Annotated in this window: 16 protein-coding genes; 7 read left to right on the forward strand and 9 right to left on the reverse strand. The window is 65.7% G+C overall.

Features of this window, described 5'->3' with window-relative positions; genetic code table 11:
• Window positions 1–109 precede the first annotated feature (109 nt).
• On the forward strand, window positions 110–2,944 hold the full coding sequence (locus tag VI340_RS07840) for a DEAD/DEAH box helicase (RefSeq protein WP_008308871.1): 2,835 nt from the start codon (window positions 110–112) through the stop codon (window positions 2,942–2,944).
• A 23-nt stretch (window positions 2,945–2,967) separates the two neighbouring features.
• Here the strand turns inward: VI340_RS07840 and VI340_RS07845 are convergent, their stop codons facing one another.
• Both VI340_RS07845 and VI340_RS07850 read right to left on the reverse strand, forming a co-directional pair.
• The gene (locus VI340_RS07845) at window positions 2,968–3,705 is read right to left on the reverse strand and encodes a sporulation protein (protein ID WP_008308870.1); all 738 of its coding nucleotides are present in this window, start codon (window positions 3,703–3,705) and stop codon (window positions 2,968–2,970) included.
• 176 nt (window positions 3,706–3,881) lie between these two features.
• Window positions 3,882–5,018: a PAS domain-containing response regulator gene (locus VI340_RS07850; RefSeq protein WP_336358157.1), complete on the reverse strand. Its 1,137-nt coding sequence runs from the start codon at window positions 5,016–5,018 to the stop codon at window positions 3,882–3,884.
• A gap of 201 nt (window positions 5,019–5,219) precedes the next feature.
• Here VI340_RS07850 and VI340_RS07855 point away from each other — a divergent pair, with 201 nt between their 5' ends.
• Together VI340_RS07855 and VI340_RS07860 are read left to right on the forward strand one after the other, a co-directional pair.
• On the forward strand, window positions 5,220–5,828 hold the full coding sequence (locus VI340_RS07855) for a zinc ribbon domain-containing protein (protein WP_049942876.1): 609 nt from the start codon (window positions 5,220–5,222) through the stop codon (window positions 5,826–5,828).
• 35 nt (window positions 5,829–5,863) lie between these two features.
• Entirely contained in the window at window positions 5,864–7,621 is a 1,758-nt protein-coding gene (locus VI340_RS07860) for a MutS-related protein (protein ID WP_336358158.1), read from the forward strand.
• A 5-nt stretch (window positions 7,622–7,626) separates the two neighbouring features.
• Here VI340_RS07860 and VI340_RS07865 read toward each other — a convergent pair whose 3' ends face one another.
• The 5 genes from VI340_RS07865 to VI340_RS07885 form a co-directional block, all read right to left on the reverse strand.
• Window positions 7,627–8,091: an SRPBCC family protein gene (locus VI340_RS07865; protein WP_336358159.1), complete on the reverse strand. Its 465-nt coding sequence runs from the start codon at window positions 8,089–8,091 to the stop codon at window positions 7,627–7,629.
• A gap of 283 nt (window positions 8,092–8,374) precedes the next feature.
• Entirely contained in the window at window positions 8,375–8,686 is a 312-nt protein-coding gene (locus VI340_RS07870; RefSeq protein ID WP_004960882.1) for a hypothetical protein, read from the reverse strand.
• 646 nt (window positions 8,687–9,332) lie between these two features.
• A complete protein-coding gene (locus tag VI340_RS07875; protein WP_336358160.1) occupies window positions 9,333–11,714 on the reverse strand; it encodes a heavy metal translocating P-type ATPase in 2,382 nt (793 codons plus the stop codon).
• A complete protein-coding gene (locus tag VI340_RS07880) occupies window positions 11,711–12,484 on the reverse strand; it encodes a sulfite exporter TauE/SafE family protein (RefSeq protein ID WP_008308858.1) in 774 nt (257 codons plus the stop codon). The genes VI340_RS07875 and VI340_RS07880 overlap by 4 nt, the downstream gene beginning before the upstream one ends.
• 1 nt (window position 12,485) lies before the next feature.
• The gene (locus VI340_RS07885) at window positions 12,486–12,662 is read right to left on the reverse strand and encodes a hypothetical protein (protein WP_008308856.1); all 177 of its coding nucleotides are present in this window, start codon (window positions 12,660–12,662) and stop codon (window positions 12,486–12,488) included.
• Window positions 12,663–12,829: 167 nt separating this feature from the next.
• On the opposite strand from VI340_RS07885, the gene VI340_RS07890 reads away from it, so the two are divergent.
• The 4 genes from VI340_RS07890 to VI340_RS07905 are packed head-to-tail and all read left to right on the forward strand — an operon-like array spanning window position 12,830 to window position 16,893.
• On the forward strand, window positions 12,830–14,059 hold the full coding sequence (locus VI340_RS07890) for a halocyanin domain-containing protein (RefSeq protein ID WP_008308854.1): 1,230 nt from the start codon (window positions 12,830–12,832) through the stop codon (window positions 14,057–14,059).
• Between the two features lie 4 nt (window positions 14,060–14,063).
• Window positions 14,064–14,633, forward strand: a complete 570-nt coding sequence (locus VI340_RS07895) for a cytochrome c oxidase subunit II (protein ID WP_008308852.1) — start codon at window positions 14,064–14,066, stop codon at window positions 14,631–14,633.
• Window positions 14,633–16,321, forward strand: coding sequence for a b(o/a)3-type cytochrome-c oxidase subunit 1 (locus VI340_RS07900; RefSeq protein WP_008308850.1), 1,689 nt, complete (start codon window positions 14,633–14,635; stop codon window positions 16,319–16,321). Before VI340_RS07895 ends, VI340_RS07900 begins: the two co-directional genes overlap by 1 nt.
• 23 nt (window positions 16,322–16,344) lie before the next feature.
• Window positions 16,345–16,893 (forward strand): hypothetical protein, encoded by a 549-nt coding sequence (locus VI340_RS07905; protein WP_008308848.1) that lies wholly within the window; start codon window positions 16,345–16,347, stop codon window positions 16,891–16,893.
• Window positions 16,894–16,898: 5 nt separating this feature from the next.
• On the opposite strand, the gene VI340_RS07910 is transcribed toward VI340_RS07905, so the two are convergent.
• Both VI340_RS07910 and VI340_RS07915 read right to left on the reverse strand, forming a co-directional pair.
• Window positions 16,899–18,170 (reverse strand): zinc ribbon domain-containing protein, encoded by a 1,272-nt coding sequence (locus VI340_RS07910; protein ID WP_336358161.1) that lies wholly within the window; start codon window positions 18,168–18,170, stop codon window positions 16,899–16,901.
• Between the two features lie 40 nt (window positions 18,171–18,210).
• Window positions 18,211–19,368 carry a double zinc ribbon domain-containing protein gene (locus VI340_RS07915; RefSeq protein WP_336358162.1) on the reverse strand — a complete coding sequence of 386 codons (1,158 nt, stop codon included), beginning with the start codon at window positions 19,366–19,368 and terminating at the stop codon, window positions 18,211–18,213.
• Window positions 19,369–19,400 lie beyond the last annotated feature (32 nt).

Genomic DNA, 19,400 nt, shown 5'->3' on the forward strand with positions numbered 1-19,400 from the left:
GGCTGTACCCGGCGCTCCCCTGCAACGCGGACAGCGCCTCGATTTGTGACCGCGTGCGAGAAGGGGTGACACAACGTGTTTAACCCGGAGTAGTCGCTAGAGAGGGGCGATGACTGACGGGGTCGCTCGCGGCGATGACGCCTTTACCGCACTCGGTCCGGCCGTCCGCAGTGCGCTCTCCGAGCGCGGCTTCACGACGCCGACCGACCCCCAGCGGAAGGCGATTCCGACCCTGGCCGCCGGCCGGGACGCGCTGGTGGTCGCCCCCACCGGAACAGGAAAGACGGAGACGGCGATGTTGCCCGTCTTCGACGCACTGGCCGAATCCGAAGACCGATTCGGCATCGGCGCGCTGTATATCACGCCGCTGCGGGCACTCAATCGCGATATGCGCCAGCGCCTCGACTGGTGGGGCGAGACGCTCGGCCTCGAAGTCGACGTCCGCCACGGCGACACGACGGACTACCAGCGCCAGAAGCAGGCCGACGACCCGCCGGACGTGCTCGTGACCACCCCCGAGACGCTCCAGGCGATGCTCACCGGGTCGAAGCTTCGGACGGCGCTCGAAGACGTGAACCACGTCGTCATCGACGAGGTCCACGAACTCGCCGCGGCCAAGCGGGGTGCGCAGTTGACAGTCGGCCTCGAACGGCTCCATGAACTGTCCGGGCAGTTCCAGCGTATTGGTCTTTCGGCGACCGTCGGTGACCCACACGAGGTCGGCCGGTTTCTCACCGGCGGGCGGACGTGTGCCATCAGAGAGGTCGACATCGGCAGCCGGCTGGACATCGAGGTGGTCCGGCCTCAGATCACCGACCGCGACGAGGAACTGTCGAGCACGCTCGTCACCGATGCAGGAACGGCCAGCCACGTCCGCTACATCGCGGACCTCATCGACGAGAACGAATCGGTCTTGCTGTTTGTCAACACTCGACAAACAGCGGAGGCGCTTGGCTCGCGGTTCAAAGAGTTGGGAACCGATCTCGGCGTCCACCACGGCTCGCTGTCGAAGGAGGCTCGCATCGACGTGGAGGACCGGTTCAAGGCCGGCGACCTCGACGCCCTGCTGTGTACCTCCTCGATGGAACTGGGCATCGACGTGGGCCACGTCGACCACGTCGTCCAGTACGGCAGCCCCCGGCAGGTGTCCCGCCTCGTCCAGCGGGTCGGCCGCGCCGGCCACCGCCGCGACCTCGTCTCCTCGGGAACGGTCGTCACGACAGACACCGACGATACGCTGGAGGCGCTGGCGATAGCGAGACAGGCCGAAGCCGGCGATGTCGAACCCGCCGAGATCCACGACGGGAGCCTCGACACGGTCGCCAACCAGATCGCCGGGCTGGTGATGGACACCGGCGAAATCCGGGCGATGCGCGCCTTCGAGATACTGACCCGCGCGTACCCGTTCCGGGACCTCGACGAGGCCCAGTTCAAGCAGGTCATCGAGGAACTCGCGGCGAACAACGTCATCTGGCTGGACGAGGACCGAGACACCCTGGAGAAGCGCCGCGGGACCTGGCAGTACTTCTATCAGAACCTCTCGATGATCCCTGACGAGGCCACCTACGACGTGGAGGACGTGGCCTCGGGCCAACAGGTCGGGACCCTCGATGAGAAATTCGTCGTCAACTTCGCCACGCCCGGCGAGGTGTTCGTCCAGCGCGGGGAAATGTGGCGCATCACGAACATCGACGAAGAAGAGGAGGTAGTGACCGTCTCGCCTATCGAGGACCCCGCCGGCGAGGTGCCCTCCTGGGTCGGCCAGGAGATTCCCGTTCCGAGGGCCGTCGCCGCGGAGGTCGGCGAACTCCGTCGCGTGGCCGGCCGGCAGCTCCAAGACGGCGCGGACACCGACGCCGTCGCCAGGGACGTGGCGACTCGCTACGCCGCCGGCCCGGAGACCGTCGCCGAGGGACTTTCGCAGGTCGAGAAGCACGAGGGGCCGATTCCGGACGACACGACCATTCTGGTGGAGTTCCACGGCCGGGAGGTCATCGTCAACGCCTGCTACGGACACAAGATCAACGAGACGCTGGGGCGAATCCTCTCGGCGCTGCTCGGTCAGCGAGCGGGCGAATCAGTCGCGATGGAGGTCGACCCCTACCGGATTACGCTGGAGGTCCCGCGCCGGATCACCGCCGGCGATGTCATCGAAGTCATCGAGGACACCGACCCCGACCACCTCCCGGCGCTGATCGAACTCAGCCTCAAGAACGCCGACGCGCTGAAGTTCAAGCTCGCGCAGGTGGCGACGAAGTTCGGGTCGCTCAAGCGCTGGCGGGGCCGCGGGTCGACTGACTTCGGCCGCGACCGCCTGCTGGCAGCGCTTGAGGACACGCCGATGTACGACGAAGCCCTGCGCGAGGTGCGCCACGAGGACCTCGCTATCGAGGCGACGGCCGATCTCCTCCGAGACATCCAGCGCGGCGACGTCACGCTCGAAACCGTCGGCGAGCACACGCCCATCGGGACCGGTGGCAGTTCCTCCGGGCGGGAACTCCTCTCACCGGAGAACGCCGACGCGAGCGTCATCAAGACCGTCAAGGAGCGCATCCAGAGCGACCGCGTCATCCTCATGTGCCTGCACTGCAAGGACTGGGACCGCAAGCAGCAGGTCAAGCGCGTGCGGGAGCAGCCGACCTGTCCGCAGTGTGGGTCCACCCGCATCGCCGCGCTGAATCCCTGGGCCGAGGAGGTCATTTCGGCGGTCCGGACCGACGACAAGGACGACGAGCAGGAGAAGATGACCGAGCGGGCCTACCGCTCGGCCTCGCTGGTCCAGAGCCACGGGAAGCGAGCGGTGGTCGCGCTGGCCGCCCGCGGCGTCGGGCCGCACAACGCCGCCCGCATCATCAACCGCCTGCGTGAGGACGAAGACGAGTTCTACCGGGACATCCTCCGGCAAGAGCGGGAGTACGCGCGCACGCAGTCGTTCTGGGGTTGAGGGCGGCAACGTACGCCAGCGGGCTAACTCAGTTCCCGAATCGCTTCCGCGAGTCGTGGCTCGATAGCGTCAGGCTCCGGTGCTTCTATCGTGAGTCTCGTGTGTCGCTCGTCGGCGTCGGTCACCTCCGAGAGCAGGCCGGCGCTGCGGTCGACCTCCAGGTACACCGTGAGCCCGTCGTCGTCGAACACCGGGACGATCTCGACCTCGTCGACCTGATCGGAGAACTCGCCGCGCTGTGGTCGGAACTCGAACTCCTGGGCGAAGTTCGCAGAGGTAGTGAACAGACTGCCAGCCGTCGCCTCACAGGCCGAGGCGTGGAGCGAGAAGCCGAGCGAATCCAGCGCGTCGAACACCGCTTGCGTGCGGTGTGTCGGTTCGACTTCGATGTAATCCTCGTCGCCGGGGTCGACCGCCATCGAGATGTCGAGGCCGGTCTCGATTTCGACGGCCGTCGAGCGCGTAGTCACCGGCGTCTCCCGGGGAATCTCGATAGTGGTCTCGAAGCGTCGTTCTTCGCCTGCTTCGATAGTGAACGGCTCGGTGAGTTGCCACTGGTCGATGATGGCGTCCTTGTACCCTTCGTCGGACTTGTATTCGGTTTCCAGCGCGAAGTAGACCGCGTCGACGTCCTGATCCGTCGACCCGCCCTCGACGTGGACCTCGGCCGGGACGGATTCGCCGGCTCTGACGGTATCCGTCGGCAGAATCGTGTCTACTGTGGCCGAGCCGATGCCGATTCTGGAGAGCACGTCTTTCATTGGTGTTGTGTAATTCGACCGTCACAGAGTATAAAGTTCAGGGAGTGACGCTATCGAAAGAATGGGGTTACGAGAGTGCCCGGGCACGTCCGGCACCGGGCTGAGAGAGCCAGTTGGGACCGTTTCACCCTGACATAGCCGTTTGGAGCCGTCGGTTCCACAGCGAACGCAACCGATCAGTCGTCTGATATACGCTGACCTATCATGACGACTCCAGCCGTGTTGCCGTCCAAGTCGGTCAGAGAGCGGCCGCTGAACTCATACGTACGGCGGTGCCCGCCGTTGGTGAGTAGGTCGGCCGTAACGGTAGCTCGCCCGGGACCGAGAGACCGATCGACCGCGTCGGTAATCGCTTCGCGCTCGGCTTCGGGAAACAGGTCGGTGATCGGCAGCCCTTCGGCTGCTTGTCCGGTGTGGCCTGTAAGCTCACCCGCCCGTTCGTTGCAGTGCTCGATGTGCCCATCTGTACTGAGGACGAACAGTGGATGCTCCAGCGCATCGAGTGCTTGCTGGATGACCGCACGCTCTTCCAGCAGTTCCTGCTCACGGTTGTGTCGCTCGGTGATGTCAGTGAACGCAACGACCAGTTGTTCGACCTGGCCGTTCGAAATTATCGGCGTAGTACTGACCTCGTGGATGACTTTCCCGACCGGGTGGTCCAGTGTCAGCGTATATTCGATTGTCTCGCGCGTGATGACGCACTTCCGATACGCGCCAGCAATCTTCTGACTGTTTTTTTCGCCGAGTGCTTCCAGTGGAGTCTTGCCGATAAGCTCCGACTCCATAAGATCAGTAAACTCAAGCACTCGTGAGTTGCATCGCCGGAATCGAAACCCGTCTTCTTCGACATCAACGAGGAGGAGTCCGTTCCGCGTGTTCTCGAAGACAGCGGCGTACTCTTCTCTGGTCTGCTGCAACTGTTTTTCTGAGCGATACTGCGTGACAACATTATTGATCCGGTTGGCCAGTAGCTCGTACTGCTCGGTCCCGGATTGTTTTTGTAAGTAGTCGGTTGCACCGGCAGAGATAGCGTCGCTGGCGACTGCTTCGCTCCCCCGTCCGGTAAATAAAATAAACGGCAGTGTCTGGTGCTCTTCCCGAACAGCGTGCAGAAACTCAAGCCCATCCATCTCGGGCATCTCAAAGTCAGAAACGATACAATCGGGGAGGGTATCGTCGAGATACTGGAGCCCCTCGGCGGCACTTGTCGCAGTCTCGACGGTAAACCGGTCGTCTTTTCGTTCGAGCAGTTCGGCCGTCAGCTGCGCGAATCCTTGTTCATCATCTACATGTAGAATGCCAACGTCCCCCATATACATCCACAGGGACGGAATGGATTATTTCTTTCCATAGTTCACATCGAACGGGCAACAGAATGGTTACTGCGGCGACGGTGAATTCAACCATCTGAGTCGCTCTGAAGGGTGTGTAGCCATCGAACGGTCCGGTTACCTATGAGAGCTAGAGGGGAAAGTAGCCGGACCACTCAAAGCGCTCGGCGTGCAATGGGGGATATGACCGAGTGGCGCGATGCGTCGGACCCCGCCTGCCCGGAGTGTGGCGAGCCGCTGGAACCCACAGCGATGGCCTGCCCACACTGTGACGCGTCGTTACTCACCGACGAACAGACTGAGATGCTTGACGAACGCCTGACCGAGACGCTTGAGTCGATGGACTCCGGTGCGCCGACGTGGGCAGTCACGCTCACAGGGCTTTCGCTCGGTATCGCCATTGCGCCGCTCGTGCTGTACGCCGTCGTCATCCTCGTCGGCGATCTCTCGCTTCCCGTGGCCGTGGGTGTCCTGCTGGCCGGCTGGCTCGGTCCGGCCGCGTATCTCTCGCGGCTCCGCAACCCCAGCGAGGTGCTTGCCCGCGGGCTGTATCTCGTCGTCGCCGGTGTGGCCGTCGTCGTGCTCGCAGTCGGCTACGAAGTGCTCCTGTCGGATGGCCCATCAGTCGTCTCCGAACAGACCGCGCTCGTGTCGCTCGGTCTTGCGATTCCGGCGGCGCTGGGCGCACTCATCGCGCGCCGTGCAGCCCGTCGGGCTGACCGGCAGGCCCGCGGGGAGCCGGGGCCGCTGCACGAGCGCTTCGGTATCGACGACGACGAGCCCGACAACTGAAAACGCCTAAGCGGGCCGCCGTTGTCCACCCGTGCATGCGACTGGAGGAGTACTGGGGCATCGGCCCGAAGACGTCAGAGCTGCTCACCGAGGAGCTGGGCGTCGAGCGGGCCATCGAGGCCATCGAGTCGGCGGACACACGAGCGCTAACCACGGCCGGCCTCTCCCGGGGGCGAGCGACGCGCATCCTCCGGCGGGCGACCGGGGCCGAGTCGATGGACCTGCTCGCCACCAGAGATACCCGCGACGTGTACAAGGAACTGCTCGACCTCGCCGAGGAGTACGCGGTCACCGAGGACGCGGCGGACAGCATCCGCGTGCTGACGCCGCTGCCGACCCGCGAGGCCATGGACGAGCGGCTGGACGACGTGCTCGAAGCGCGGGACACCTGGGCCGACCTCTCCGAAGGAGACCAGCGGGCCGTCCTCGACGCGTTCGACGCCTACGACGCCGACGGGGGCGAACTGGCCGCGGTCGACGTGGCGCTGGCGCTCCGGGACACCGGCATCGAGAGCGGCGTGTTCGAGCCACTGGCGACCCTCGACGGCGAGTCACTGACGGCTGGCCGGGCGGCGCTCGCCGGCCTCGCGGGCGACGGCGAGTCCGTCGGCGAAGGGGCCGACGAGGAACTCGACCGCCTGCGCGATCAGCTTGGGCAAATCGAAGACCTCGCAGCAGCCTCGATGGAGGTCGTCGAGGCCGTTCAGGAGGGCGCACGGCGGCCCGACGAGTTCCAGGACGCGCTCGTTCGCCACGTCACGAGCGAGACAGGCATCGACGCCGCAAGGGTCCGCGACGCGATGCCCCGCGAAGCGACCGACGCACGGGATTTCGTCGACGTGGCGCTCCGGAAACTCCGTAGCACGCTCCGAAGCGACGTGCAAGAGCGCGAGGGGGCGGTCGCCGACCGGCTGGAGGACGACCTCGCGGACGCCCGCGAGGACATCGACGCCGCCGTCGCGGCGGTGGACGACATCGCGTTCTCGGTGTCGCTCGCCCGCTTCGCCATCGCCTTCGATCTGACGCGGCCCACCTTCGTCGAGGACCGCAAGACAATCGCGGTCAAGCGAGCCCGGAACCTCACCATCGCCGACGTGGAGAGCGTCCAGCCGGTCACCTACGCCATCGGCGACCACACGCTGGACCTGGATCGGGCGAACCAGCCGCCAAGCGGCGACCGGGTGGCTGTCCTGACCGGCGCGAACTCCGGCGGGAAGACGACGCTGCTGGAGACGCTGTGTCAGGTGCAACTGCTCGCACAGATGGGGCTGCCAGTCCCCGCCGAGACCGCCGAGGTGGGCATCGTCGACACCGTCGTGTTCCACCGCCGGCACGCCTCGTTCAACGCCGGCGTCCTCGAATCGACGCTGCGGTCGGTTGTGCCGCCGCTGACCGAGAGCGACCGGACGCTGATGCTCGTCGACGAGTTCGAGGCCATCACCGAACCCGGCTCCGCCGCCGACCTCCTCCACGGGCTCGTGACGCTGACCGTCGACCGCGACGCGCTGGGTGTGTTCGTCACCCACCTCGCGGACGACCTCGAACCGCTGCCCACCGAAGCCCGCGTCGACGGCATCTTCGCCGAAGGGCTGAATCAGGACCTCGACCTGCAGGTCGACTATCAGCCCCGCTTTGGCACGGTCGGGAAGTCCACACCGGAGTTCATCGTCTCCCGGCTGGTCGCGAACGCCACGGACCCCGTCGAGCGCAACGGGTTCGAGACGCTTGCCACAGCTGTCGGCGAAGAAGCGGTCCAGCGGACGCTCTCGGACGCGCTCTGGACCGACGAGTAGCGCAGTTACGACAGCGAACCGCCGACGACTTGCTCCGCCCCTTCGACCGCCTCGGCGACGTTGTCCAGCAGCCGCCGTACCTCCCGGCGGTTGTACCACCTGATAAGCGGCGCGAGGAGAACCTCCGGGAGTGGCCCGGGGACCTCGTACTCGGCCGCGTATGTGAGCCGCGTGCCCCCGCGCTCCGGTTCGAACCGCCAGGCTATCCGGCCCGTCAGGTCGCCGCTCATCTCGTAAACGATACGCTCGGGCGGCTTGTACGTCGAGGCACGGACCTCACCGGTGAAGGTGATTCCGAACATTTTGTACTCGTACGCAGCGCGGTTTCCGCTGTTTGGCAGCCGCTCGATGCGTTCGGCGCGGGTAAGGCTCGGCGTGACGGCCGCCTGGTTCGACGGCTCGTCCATGAACGTGAACACTGTCTCGACTGGTGCATCGAGCCAGCGGTCGTCGGACGTATGGACCGTCATGTGTCCTGCTTCGCACTCCAGTATCTTACACGCTCGGCCACACAGTGACAACAGACCAGTCTGGGGGTCAGGAACTAGTGCGACCGGTCCCGGCGGCTACAGCCGACGGGTACGGCGTGACTGTGCTCGGCTCTTCGAGTCGCGTCGCCGCCTACCGATGACAGCGGCGAGATATATTCGATGCATGGGTGTGGACTTCCCGGCAGGAGTTGAACCTGCGCCGGGCGAGAGCCCGGGTCCGGTTGGGATATTCGGGAAGACGGGAGAGAGTGGAGGGCTGCGCTTACGCGTCACCGGTCACGTCGACGCAGTTGACTGCCATCACGCCGAACCCCGCTTGCAGGAGTTCGGTGCGGCCGTCGGCAGTGTTCCGTTCGTCGTCGACCCGCAGTGTCAGCGACACATCGGCGTCGACCCGGATGTCGGTCCAAGTGGGACGCACGCTTGTCACACGGTCAACGGCCACGTCTTCGACGCCGTCGACGGCCGCAAGGACGCCGGCGACACCGGCTTCGAGGGTCTCGGACCCGCCACGCGGAACGCGCAGTGATACGTCGGCCGATACCTCGGTCGGGGGAGTCGCCTGCAGCGACATAACGCCGACGGCCGGAGTCGAACCGGGCCGGGAGGGCACTCACCAATCGAGTCGCGTCGGTCAGGGACTGCGCGGGCGGCGGGCGCGTACGTCCGGCCCGGAGCGGCCGGTACAGGATTCCCACACCGGCACGATGGGGAACCCGAGAGCTGGACAGCAAGGTGGCTACACGATACGGTAGGGGTAACAGGGGCGATGGCGGCACGCCGAGAGGCCACACTGTGCGGTGCAGGCCTCGCAGACGGACCAGCCGAGCAGGAGGCAAAGCCCCACCGCTCGACAGTAAGCCCGGTCGAATCGCCGCCGCAGTGCGGCGTCCGTGAGTGGGACGCCGGTCCCACGGCAGCGAACCAGTCTATGGTGCCACGGGCGGAATTTTCACCGAGCGGGTGTCCGCAGTGGCCCGTTCCCCAATAAGGGATGCGTACTCGACCGTAGCGTCAAGGCTACGTTCGATAGCCGACCGCCCGCTGTAGAGCCAGCGAGCGAACGACGTTGGCGCGGGAACGGGAATTGCGTAGGTCATGGGTCACCACGTCGGTGAATGCGACGTATCTGTAACCTGAACCGGTGATATATTAAATCTGTTTCAGACATGGTACCAAATGACAAGCCTTTGAGCGGTCGCCGGCACAACAGCACGGCTTCAGTCGGCCGCTGCTGGTTGCTGCGTCGCAGTCGGTCCCTCGGCACTCGCCTCGCTGTATGTGGCTGTTCCCGCCAGCGTCCGCGTGGAGTTCCCCACGACGAGCAGGCTGCTGGCTGTCATCGCCAGGGCCGCGAACAGTGGGTTCAGGACGCCAAGCAACGCGAGCGGGAGCGCCACGGCGTTGTAACAGAACGCCCACGCGAGGTTCTGTCGGACCCGCGTGCGAGTTGCGGCCGTCACGGCGAACATGTCAGGAACGGCGCGCAGGTCGTCTGTTGTGACGACCGCGTCGGCCGCATCGGCGGCCAGTGACGTGCCTGACGCCATAGCGATGCCGACGTCGGCGGCAGCCAGGGCCGGGGCGTCGTTACTCCCGTCGCCGACCATCGCGACAGTCCCGCGGGACTGCAGTCGCTCGACGACTTCGGCTTTCGCCTCCGGCGGCACCCCGGCGAACACTTCGTCGACGCCGTCGTGGCGCTCGAACGGGACGGCGGCCTCCGGGCGGTCGCCCGTGATGACGACGACATCGCGGTCACGGGCGAGCGTCGAGACGACCGACTCCCAGTGCGGGCGGAGCCTGTCCCCCGCAACGAGTACATCCCGTGCCTCGCCGTCCCAGCCGACGAGCGCCGGGACGCGCCCGTTATCGGTCGCACGTTCACACCGGGTCCGGAGGCCGGCGGGCACGTCAAACCCGAGGTCGTCGAACAGCGCTTGCGTCCCGACGACAACCCGGTCCCCGTCGACCGTCGCACTGACGCCCTGACCAGGGTGTTGCTCGAACTCGGAGACAGTCACGTCGGGGACCGACACGGCGTCCGTCACCGCTTCGGCGATGGGATGCTCCGCGAACTGCTCGACCGCGGCCGCCTTGGCCATCGCCCGCTCGTCGGCCTGCTCCAGCAGTTCCATCTCGCCCGTCGTCAGCGTCCCCGTCTTGTCGAAGGCGACCACGTCCGCGTCGGTCGCCGTCTCGAACACCGCGTCGCCGGTGACGACGGTTCCGCCGTCCAGCGCCCGACGGATGCCGGCCGCGGTTGCCAGCGGCGTCGCCAGCCCCAGCGCGCAGGGACAGGAGACCACGAGTACAGCCAGCCCGGTCAGCATCGCGTCCGTGGGTGTCGCTCCGGCGACGAGGTGCCCGCCGGTGGCGAGCACAGCCAGGACGACCACCAGCGGGACGAAGACGGCGGCGATGCGGTCGACCAGCCGCTGGACGCCGCCGCGCGTGCTCTGGACCTCCCACAACAGGTTCGTCAGCCGGTCGACGGTGCTCTCGGCGTCCGGCCCGACCCGGACGACGACGCCGCCCTGCGTAACCAGGGACCCGCCGATGACCTCGTCGCCGTCCGTCTTCCGGACGGCTAGCGACTCGCCGGTCACGAGCGACTCGTCGACGGCAGCGGTCCCTTCCACGACGGTGCCGTCGACCGGGACGCGATCCCCGGACCGGACGACGACTTCGTCGCCGGCCGACAGCGCCCCCACGTCGACCTCCTCGTGGCCCCCATCGGTGCGTCGCCGGGCGCTATCGGCCCGCTGTGTCGTGAACTCCGTGAGGCGGTCCAGCGCGCGCCGCCGAACCCGGTCCTGATAGTAGTCGCCGACCGAGACGGCCATCACGATGACCGTCGCCACGTCGAAGTACACCTCTGTATGTCCCAAAATGACGGCGACAACGCTGTACAGGAAAGCGGTCACGGCAGCCATCGCCACCAGCAGGTCCATGTTCGGCCGGCCGGCCCGGAGGCTGACGTAGGCCCCGCGAAGCAACGGCCACCCGGTGTACCCGACCACAACACCGGTCATCACGGCCATGTTCCACAGCAGGTAGTCCCCCGCCTGCCCCGCCGGGTCGAACAGCAACAGCGACGGGTCGACACCGAGGTAGGCCGGGTAGAGAAAGAGGATGTACCACAGCATCGTCATCATCCCGAAGAAGCCACCGACGATGAGACGCCCCTCCAGTTCGTACTCGTCGTCGGTCTCCGTGGCCTGCAGACTGGCGTCGTAGCCGGTGCCGGCGACCGCGTCCGCGAGGTCCGTCTCCGAGAGCGCGTCGGCGTCGTAGGTGAGTTTCATCGTCCCCGTCGGATAGCTGGCCGATGCGGCAGCGACGCCGTCGTGGTCCGTGGCCCGCGCTTCCAGAAACGTCTCGCAGGTCGCACAGTGCATCCCGTCGACAGAGAGGAACGCCGTCTCGCCGTCGGCGTCGTCCGGGTCGGGTCCAGTGTCGGCCGCGTCGCGGGTCTCCGTCGCCGGGTCGTCGAGCGTCCGCGCGACTTCCAGACAGCCGCGACAGCAGAACGTCCCCTCGACCGCGTCGTCGGTGACCGGGGCATCGACCGGCAGGTCACAGAGCGTACAGTGGGTCATGTCCAGGGCATCGGCAGGGGTGGTTTCGGGATAGCGATACCGAACGCCGCCAGCCCGTTCGACAGCGGGACGAGCGCGAGCGCGATGAAGACGACCCCGAGCACCCGGTGTAGCGTCGCGCGATGGCCCGGCGACAGCGTGCCGAAGGCGGTCCCGTAGGCGAACACCAGCGGGAACGTCCCGAGGCCGAGTGCGGCCAGCGAAAGCCCGCCGGTGAGCGCGGAGCCCGTCGCGAACGCATACAAGAACGCCGGGTAGAGCAACGGACAGGGGAGCAGCCCGTGCATCGCGCCCAGCGCGACCATCCCCGGACCGTCGACCCACCGGTCGACTCTGGCGACGAGCGACGCGGAGAGGCGCTGGAACAGGTTCCCGACCAGCGGCAGCGACCGGGCGACATCGACGGCGCGCCCACGCGAGAGATACCCGATACCGACAGTGATGATCGCGAGGCCGACGAAAACCCCGACGGCTCCACGGACAGCGGTCCCGAGGCGTGCTAAGCCGGCCACGTCGTACAGAACGCTGCCAGCAGCGCCAAGCACCGTCCCGACGAGCGCGTAGCTCAGTGTCCGACCGGCGTTGAACAGCGCGTGCTGACGTATCTCGTGGCCGGACACCGGCCCGCCGTCGTCAAGTCTATCGGCGTAGGTGGTGACTAACGGCCCGCACATCCCGAGGCAGTGGACGCTGCCGACGAGTCCCAGCCCGACGAACGCCGCGAGGCCGGCCGTCTCACCGGAACTCAGCCCCGCCGTCCCGAACTGCATATCAGACGGTACTCGACTCGGTTGGTTTTGTCATCCAGAACAGGCTGCCGGCGATGATGACGACGCTGACCAGCGAGAGCGCGACGATGGAGCGTCCGGTTCCCTGCATGTAGTACGCGACCGGCGCGAGCCCGAGCAGCGCCAGCAACGTCACGAGCCGAGGGCTTGACGCAGACATATCTGGCCGTACGTTAGAGGGATTATAAAAAGAAACGGGTCGTTCCTGCCGGCTGAAAACACCATCAGGGGTTTTTTTAGGTAATCTGCTATTCTCCCAGATATGGTACGGCACGAAGCTAGAAGCAGCCAGCTGCCAGATTCGCACGACGCGGTGGGGGTGCGACGATGGCGCTGAGTCGGCGACAGTTCGTCGGTGCCGCAGCCGGGACGGCGGCGCTGGCCGCGACCGGCACGGCGACAGCACAGGAGGAACCGGACTACGGCGGCTGGTTCGACGACGTGTCGAACTACGACGGGACCGCCGACAAGCGAGGCCAAGACACTGTTACAATCACCGTCGGCGCGCAGGGCAACAACGGCGCGTTCGCATTCGACCCGCCGGCAGTGATGGTCAGCCCGGGCACAGAGGTCGTCTGGGAGTGGAACGGCGAAGGCGGCGGCCACAACGTCGTCTCCGACGGCGACGGCCCGCTCGACTCCGGGGGCGCGGTCAGCGAAGCCGGCACGACCTACAGCCACACCTTCGAGTCGGAGGGGATGTTCAAGTACGTCTGTGTCCCCCACGAATCGCTCGGTATGAAAGGCGCAGTCGTCGTTCGGCCCGGCGGCTCCGGCGGCAGTGACTCCGGCGGCCAACAGCAACAGGGGCCGCCCGAGAACCCCGATTACGGCGGCTGGTTCGACGACGTTTCCAACTACGACGGAACGACGGTCGACAGAACCGACGCCGATAGCGTCGAGATATCGGTCGGTGCACAGGGTAACAACGGCGCGTTCGCCTTCGACCCGCCTGCGGTTCGGGTGACGCCCGGCACCGAAGTGACGTGGACCTGGACCGGCGAAGGCGGCGGCCACAACGTCGTTTCCGACGGCGACGGCCCACTTGACTCGGGCGACCCCGTCAGCGAATCCGGGACCACCTACAGCCATACCTTCGAAGAGACGGGTGTGTACAAGTACGTCTGTACGCCCCACGCATCGCTCGGCATGAAGGGTGCGGTCGTTGTCGGCGGCCCACTTGATGGCGGCAGTGGTGGCAGTGGCGGCGGAAGCGGACAGGAAGGCGGCGGTATCGAACTCTCCGGCCCGCAGTGGCTCCTTTCAGGCTCGGTCCTACTGGCGTTCTTCTCACCGCTGTTGTTCGCGGTTGCGATGCGACGCCGCCAGAACGGGCGGCCACCACAGACGGGTGAGGGTGGCGAGCTACGGCGGGCGAGCGGCCCGGAACCTGTTGAAGAAGCCGCTGAAACTGAACCGGCCGTCGAGCTTGGCCACGACGAGTACGACCCGAAGGGAACGGCGGCGCTGGTCGCGTTCTACTTCGTGCTCATCGCCCTGCTATGGGTGTTCATGTACTTCGTCGAGTTCCTCGGCCGTGTCTCAATAATCGGGTGATATCATGCAGGTTCATAGATTCGAAAAAGTCTGGCTCGGTGCAGCGCTACTGCTCATCGTCGGGTTCATCGCAACTATCGCCTACGGCTCGGTCGGCGTTGGCGTCGGGATGGTCGACGATACGGGCGGACAGATCAGCGCAGAAGCGGTACAGAACGGTAACACTGACACCCAGTTCGACGACCCCGGTGTCGTCAAAGAGGACGGGCAGTACGTCGTGTACGTCGTCGCCCGGCAGTTCCAGTTCGTTCCCGGGACCGGGGACACGCCGATCCGTGTGCCCGCGGGTGCGAACGTCACGTTCAAAGTAACCAGTGCGGACGTGACACACGGGTTCTCCGTGGTTGAAACCAACATCAACACGATGGTCATCCCGGGACAGGTCTCGGAAGTCTCGGCCCGGTTCAACGAGCCCGGCACCTACGGACTCGTCTGTCACGAATACTGCGGGGCGGCCCATCACACGATGGGTGGCTCCGTCGAAGTCGTCCCGCCGGAGGAGTACGATATGCAGCAAGAGAACATCGACCAGTCCGCAGATGACGCACAGGCTCAGGAGGAGGCGGATCAGTAATGGTGTTCGTCGACTCCTATCCGAAAACGTCGAAGCTCGTCCGTAGCGAGTTCCTCGTCTCGTTCATCGCGCTCGGAATCGGTGCGCTGTTCGGCGTCATCCAGGCGCTCCATCGGACCGGCGTGTTCCGGGGCTTCGTCAGTTCAGCCGATTACTACACGATTCTGACGGGCCACGGCGTCCTGCTGGCGCTCGTGTTTACCACGTTCTTCATCGCGGGACTGTTCACATGGGCTGTCGCTAACAGCCTCGAACGCGAGCTGCCACATCGCATCGCCTGGTCGGCCTTCTGGATAATGCTCACGGGGACGGTGCTTGCGGCCGTGTCCATCATCGGCGGCATCGTTGGCTCGCCGTCGATTCTGGGTCACGACCTCGAAGCGGACGTGCTGTTCACCTTCTACGCCCCGATGAAGGCGCACCCGGCGTTCTACATCGGCGCTGCGCTCATCATCGTCGGCTCGTGGGTCGCCGGCCTCGCGTACTTCAAGTCTCTGTGGGAGTGGCGCTCTGAGAACCCGGGTGAACGCATTCCCCTGCAGACGTTCATGGTCCTGACGACGATGCTGATGTGGTACATCTCCACCATCGGCGTCGCCGTCGAAGTCGTCGCCTTCCTCATTCCGTGGTCGCTCGGACTCATCCAGAACGTCGACCCGCTGCTGACGCGGACGCTGTTCTGGTACTTCGGCCACCCAGTCGTGTACTTCTGGCTCATGCCGGCGTACCTCGTCTGGTACACCATCCTGCCGAAGCTGGCCGGTGGGCGACTGTTCAGTGACCCGCTGGCCCGCGTCGTGTTCGTCGCCTTCCTGCTGCTCTCGACCCCGGTCGGCTTCCACCACCAGTACACCGACCCCGGCATCCCATCGGGATATAAATTCATCGCGATGACGAACACGATGTTCTTGCTGTTGCCCTCGCTGCTGACCGCGTTCACCGTGGTCGCCTCGGTCGAACACGGCGCTCGCCAGCGGGGTGCAAAGGGCTACCTCTCATGGCTTCGAAATCTGCCATGGGGGAAACCGGCCTTCGCCGGCTGTATGCTCGCCGGCCTGATGTTCGCAGCGGGAGGCTTCTCCGGCATGATCAACGCCGGGATGAACATCAACTACCTCATCCACAACACCATCTGGGTGCCCGGCCACTTCCACCTCACCGTCGGGACTGCGTTCGCGCTGACGGCGATGGCCATCAGCTACTGGCTGGTTCCACAGATTACAGGCAAGAAACTCCGACAGCGCACCATCGCCACGCTCCAGCCGTACGTCTGGTTCGTGGGCATGGCGGTGATGTCGAACGCCATGCACCGCGCCGGCCTCGCCGGCATTCCGCGACGGACTGCCGAACCGACGTACGACGAGTTCGCGTTCGAGGGCGTCGCCGGAACGGTCGGCGAAATGCGCATCCAGATAGCAATCGGTGGCTTCCTGCTGTTCGTCGGCGCGGCGATGTTCCTCATCGTCATGGCCGACACCCTGCTCGCTCGCCGCGGCGGGACGCTGTCGGTCAACGGCCACATCCCGGAACCGCTGTCCGGCGCGGACCACAGCCCGCGTATCCTGGACAACTACAAGCTCTGGACGGCGATTGCCCTGCTGCTCATCGCCATCGCCTACGGGCCGCCGCTCGCCAGCATGGTCGCTGATGGACTGTTCGCGCCCGGTAGCCCGCCGATCCCGGTCTAACACAACTTCACTACTCTCTCATCATGTTCGACGACGTCGACGGTCCGGAGCAGAAAACGCTGCTACGACTCCTCATCATCGTTGGAATCGGCTTGCCGATCCTCATCGAGGTCGTTACCTTCGGGAGTATGATGGGGCATCATTTGACCGGGGACACCGGTGGGGAGGCGGTCCCCGAAACGCCGACTGCGGAGCCGGCCGGTGCCGGCGTCGGCGACCCGATTCTGGAATCCGCGAACGTCTCAGCCCGCATCGATGCGGCGTCTGTCGTCACCGCCGACGAGGGGTGGCGGTTCACGCTCACGGTGAACGTGACGAACACCGGGTCAGACCCCGCGGCAGTTCGTCTCGACAGCGTCACCACCCGCAGCGGCGAGACGATTGCGGAATCCGCGAGCACCGGACAGCTACCAGTGAATCAGACTGACGACGTGACCAAGTCGTGGCTACTGCCCCCCGGCGAACGGCCGGACACCGTCTCTGTAACGGTGCTAGTGTATCCGGACGGGGGCTCGGTACAATCGACGCAATACACCGTTGCGCTCGGTGACATCCCCGTTTCGAACCGCTGACCGTCTCACCCGTCCACGGGGTCGCCACAGGACGGGCAGGCGGTAGCGTCGGGCGGGAGCGACTCGCCGCACTCGCCGCAGTACGACTGTCCGGCGTCGCGGCCGCCCGGCGTGAAGACGGACGTATCGTCCATCCATGCCTCGTCTGTCGCCGAGGCAGCCTCATTCGAACTGTCCGTCCCGGCCGTCTCCGATTCCGTTTCTGTACCGCTGTCGTCGACCGGCGTCTCCGGTTCCGCGTCGTCGTCCGACGGCTGCGCGTTGTCCTGTTCCGATCCGTGAGCGGGCGGTTCCGCCGCCGGGACCTCGTCGGGCGAAAACACTCGGGTCCCGGTGTGTCCCGGTGGCTCCTCGTCGCTGTCAGCATCTTCGGTGTCGGTCCCCGCTCCAGTCTGTTCCCGGGAGTCCGGTGCGGCGTCCACAGCCCGTTCGGTAGTCGGACTCTCGTCGCCGTTTTGTGAGCCGCCGACCGGTGGCATGATAGGGAACCGCTGGTCCGGACGGCGCTGCGGGTTCGAAAGCGGCGCACGGATTCGAACGACGGTTCCAGCGAGCAATTGGAACAGGAGGTACGCGCTCGCCAGCACGCCGGGGACGGCGATGAACAGAGGTGTGGCTTGCGATGGCTGTACGCCCGTCAGTTGCAGCGCCGTCTCCGCCACGGGACCGACGCCCGCCCGCGCCAGCCACAGGGACAGCGACGACGACACGCCGGGTGCGACGACCGGCTGTGTCAGCCACCCAGTCCCGAGAGCAGCGGCGCTTACGAACACCAGCAGCGACAGGAGTGGTGGGGCCGAGAGCGTGTACACGCGGTGTCCGTAGGCGACGGTCCGGACGACGAGATGCACCGTCCCGAACAGTGCAACTACCGTGAGCAGACGTTGCTGGCCGAGCGTGACACTGAGCAACAGGCAGCCCAGAAGCACACTGCCGGGGATAGCGAGCAACAGGCTTGGATGGTCCAACCGGTACGCGTCGGCGAGGTTGCCGTAGCTGTTCCGAAGCCGTCGGTTGACGAGGACAACGGTCGCCAGCGACGGACCGAGGAGCCAGAGACCGGCGGCGAGTACAGTGCGTAGCGAGATAGTCCGGCCAGCAAGTGTCACAAGAACAGTACCTTCGAGCCATGGGAACTGCGCCAACAGCAGCCCCGTCGCGAGCACCCAGCCACCGTAGACGAGCCATGCCAGACCCACACCCACAAATAGCCAGGTTTCAGTTCGCAGTAGTGCGGCGGACTCGCGGAGTTCCAACCCCAGTCGACCACGCTCCATCAGCCTGATATTTCCCGACCGACCGCTTAACTGTGGGTGGTCACGCCGCCCGAATTGTCATCGTGGCGACGCCCGACAGTTCGAGTTCGTCGCCCGGTTGGATCGGTTCCCGGTCGCCTTTCTGCAACTGGGTCTCGTTCAGCCGCGTCGGGTTGTCCCCGAGGTCAACCAGATAGTACCCTTCCGGCTGGCGGTCGAACCGGACGTGTTCGCGGTGGATCCGAACCGCTTCGTCTTCCGGTCGCCCGGCGTCCAATAGTGCCGCCCGGATCTCCCGGCCGATGCGGTCTCCATCTTCGATGGTGATGTCACGCCCCTCGACCGAGAGGACGAGTTTGTCCGGTACCGCCGCGTCGTCGGTGGACTGTGACGCGAGTGTGTCGACGGCGTTGCCCGTGGCTGCTGACTCACTCTCCGTCTCGTCGGCGGTCGACGACCCTGTCGAGTCAGCCGTCGGCGTGTCGCTCTCGCCGCGATGCGCGTCCAAGTCCTCCCCACAGTTGACACAGAAGCTGGCATCGTCGTCGACAGCGGTGTCGCAGGACGGGCACGCGTCGAGCGAGCCGTCGTCGCCCGGTGTGATATCCTGTACGTCGGCACCGCAGGCGACACAGAAATTCGCGTCGGCGTCGAGTTCACGGTCACAGTCCGGACAGGAAATCGTCGTCGCGTCGTCATCTGTCTCCGAGGTGTCGTTGGATGTCTCGGCGTCCGCATCGGAGTCACTGCTGGGCTGGTCCGGGGTTTCGTCGGCCTCGTCAGGTTCTTCCGCAGCGTTCGGCTCGGTTCCGTTTTCCGCCTCGGTGTCGGCTTCAGGCTCGTGTTCCGTCGTATCCGCCGTATCCGCCGTCTCCGCCGTCCCCACCGTCTCGTCTCCGGCCTCGGCTGCCCCAGTATCCGAGGCTCCATCCACCGATGCTTCGTCGTCGCTATCATCGGCGACAGTGTGCCCATCCGGGGCGTCGGCTTCGCCGCTAGCCCCCATCGACCGGCCATCCGTCGGGTCCGCCTCGTCCGTGCCTTCCGGTATCAGGTCGGCGTCGTCCGGCACCCCATCGTCGGTGTCAAAATCAGCAGCGCTTTCGTCAGTGTGTTGCCACTCACCACAGTCCGGGTTTGTGCACCATCCGCCCGCGACTGTCGGATCAAAGTCCTCGTCGCATATGGGGCATTTTACCGTGCGGTCGGATTCAGGCATGGGTTTCGTTAGAGACTATAGAGTCGAGAAAT

Origin of the sequence: Haloarcula sp. CGMCC 1.6347 (genome assembly GCF_037078395.1) — an archaeon.
GTDB classification, from domain to species: domain Archaea; phylum Halobacteriota; class Halobacteria; order Halobacteriales; family Haloarculaceae; genus Haloarcula; species Haloarcula amylolytica.

Bases quoted from the DNA above. Each gene is read 5' to 3' on its own strand.
- VI340_RS07910 (WP_336358161.1), bottom strand. From the start codon at position 18,170: ATGGAGCGTGGTCGACTGGGGTTGGAACTCCGCGAGTCCGCCGCACTA.
- VI340_RS07875 (WP_336358160.1), bottom strand. From the start codon at position 11,714: ATGACCCACTGTACGCTCTGTGACCTGCCGGTCGATGCCCCGGTCACC.
- VI340_RS07905 (WP_008308848.1), top strand. From the start codon at position 16,345: ATGTTCGACGACGTCGACGGTCCGGAGCAGAAAACGCTGCTACGACTC.
- VI340_RS07860 (WP_336358158.1), top strand. From the start codon at position 5,864: ATGCGACTGGAGGAGTACTGGGGCATCGGCCCGAAGACGTCAGAGCTG.
- VI340_RS07915 (WP_336358162.1), bottom strand. From the start codon at position 19,368: ATGCCTGAATCCGACCGCACGGTAAAATGCCCCATATGCGACGAGGAC.
- VI340_RS07845 (WP_008308870.1), bottom strand. From the start codon at position 3,705: ATGAAAGACGTGCTCTCCAGAATCGGCATCGGCTCGGCCACAGTAGAC.
- VI340_RS07900 (WP_008308850.1), top strand. From the start codon at position 14,633: ATGGTGTTCGTCGACTCCTATCCGAAAACGTCGAAGCTCGTCCGTAGC.
- VI340_RS07865 (WP_336358159.1), bottom strand. From the start codon at position 8,091: ATGACGGTCCATACGTCCGACGACCGCTGGCTCGATGCACCAGTCGAG.
- VI340_RS07850 (WP_336358157.1), bottom strand. From the start codon at position 5,018: ATGGGGGACGTTGGCATTCTACATGTAGATGATGAACAAGGATTCGCG.
- VI340_RS07880 (WP_008308858.1), bottom strand. From the start codon at position 12,484: ATGCAGTTCGGGACGGCGGGGCTGAGTTCCGGTGAGACGGCCGGCCTC.
- VI340_RS07895 (WP_008308852.1), top strand. From the start codon at position 14,064: ATGCAGGTTCATAGATTCGAAAAAGTCTGGCTCGGTGCAGCGCTACTG.
- VI340_RS07855 (WP_049942876.1), top strand. From the start codon at position 5,220: ATGACCGAGTGGCGCGATGCGTCGGACCCCGCCTGCCCGGAGTGTGGC.
- VI340_RS07870 (WP_004960882.1), bottom strand. From the start codon at position 8,686: ATGTCGCTGCAGGCGACTCCCCCGACCGAGGTATCGGCCGACGTATCA.
- VI340_RS07840 (WP_008308871.1), top strand. From the start codon at position 110: ATGACTGACGGGGTCGCTCGCGGCGATGACGCCTTTACCGCACTCGGT.
- VI340_RS07890 (WP_008308854.1), top strand. From the start codon at position 12,830: ATGGCGCTGAGTCGGCGACAGTTCGTCGGTGCCGCAGCCGGGACGGCG.
- VI340_RS07885 (WP_008308856.1), bottom strand. From the start codon at position 12,662: ATGTCTGCGTCAAGCCCTCGGCTCGTGACGTTGCTGGCGCTGCTCGGG.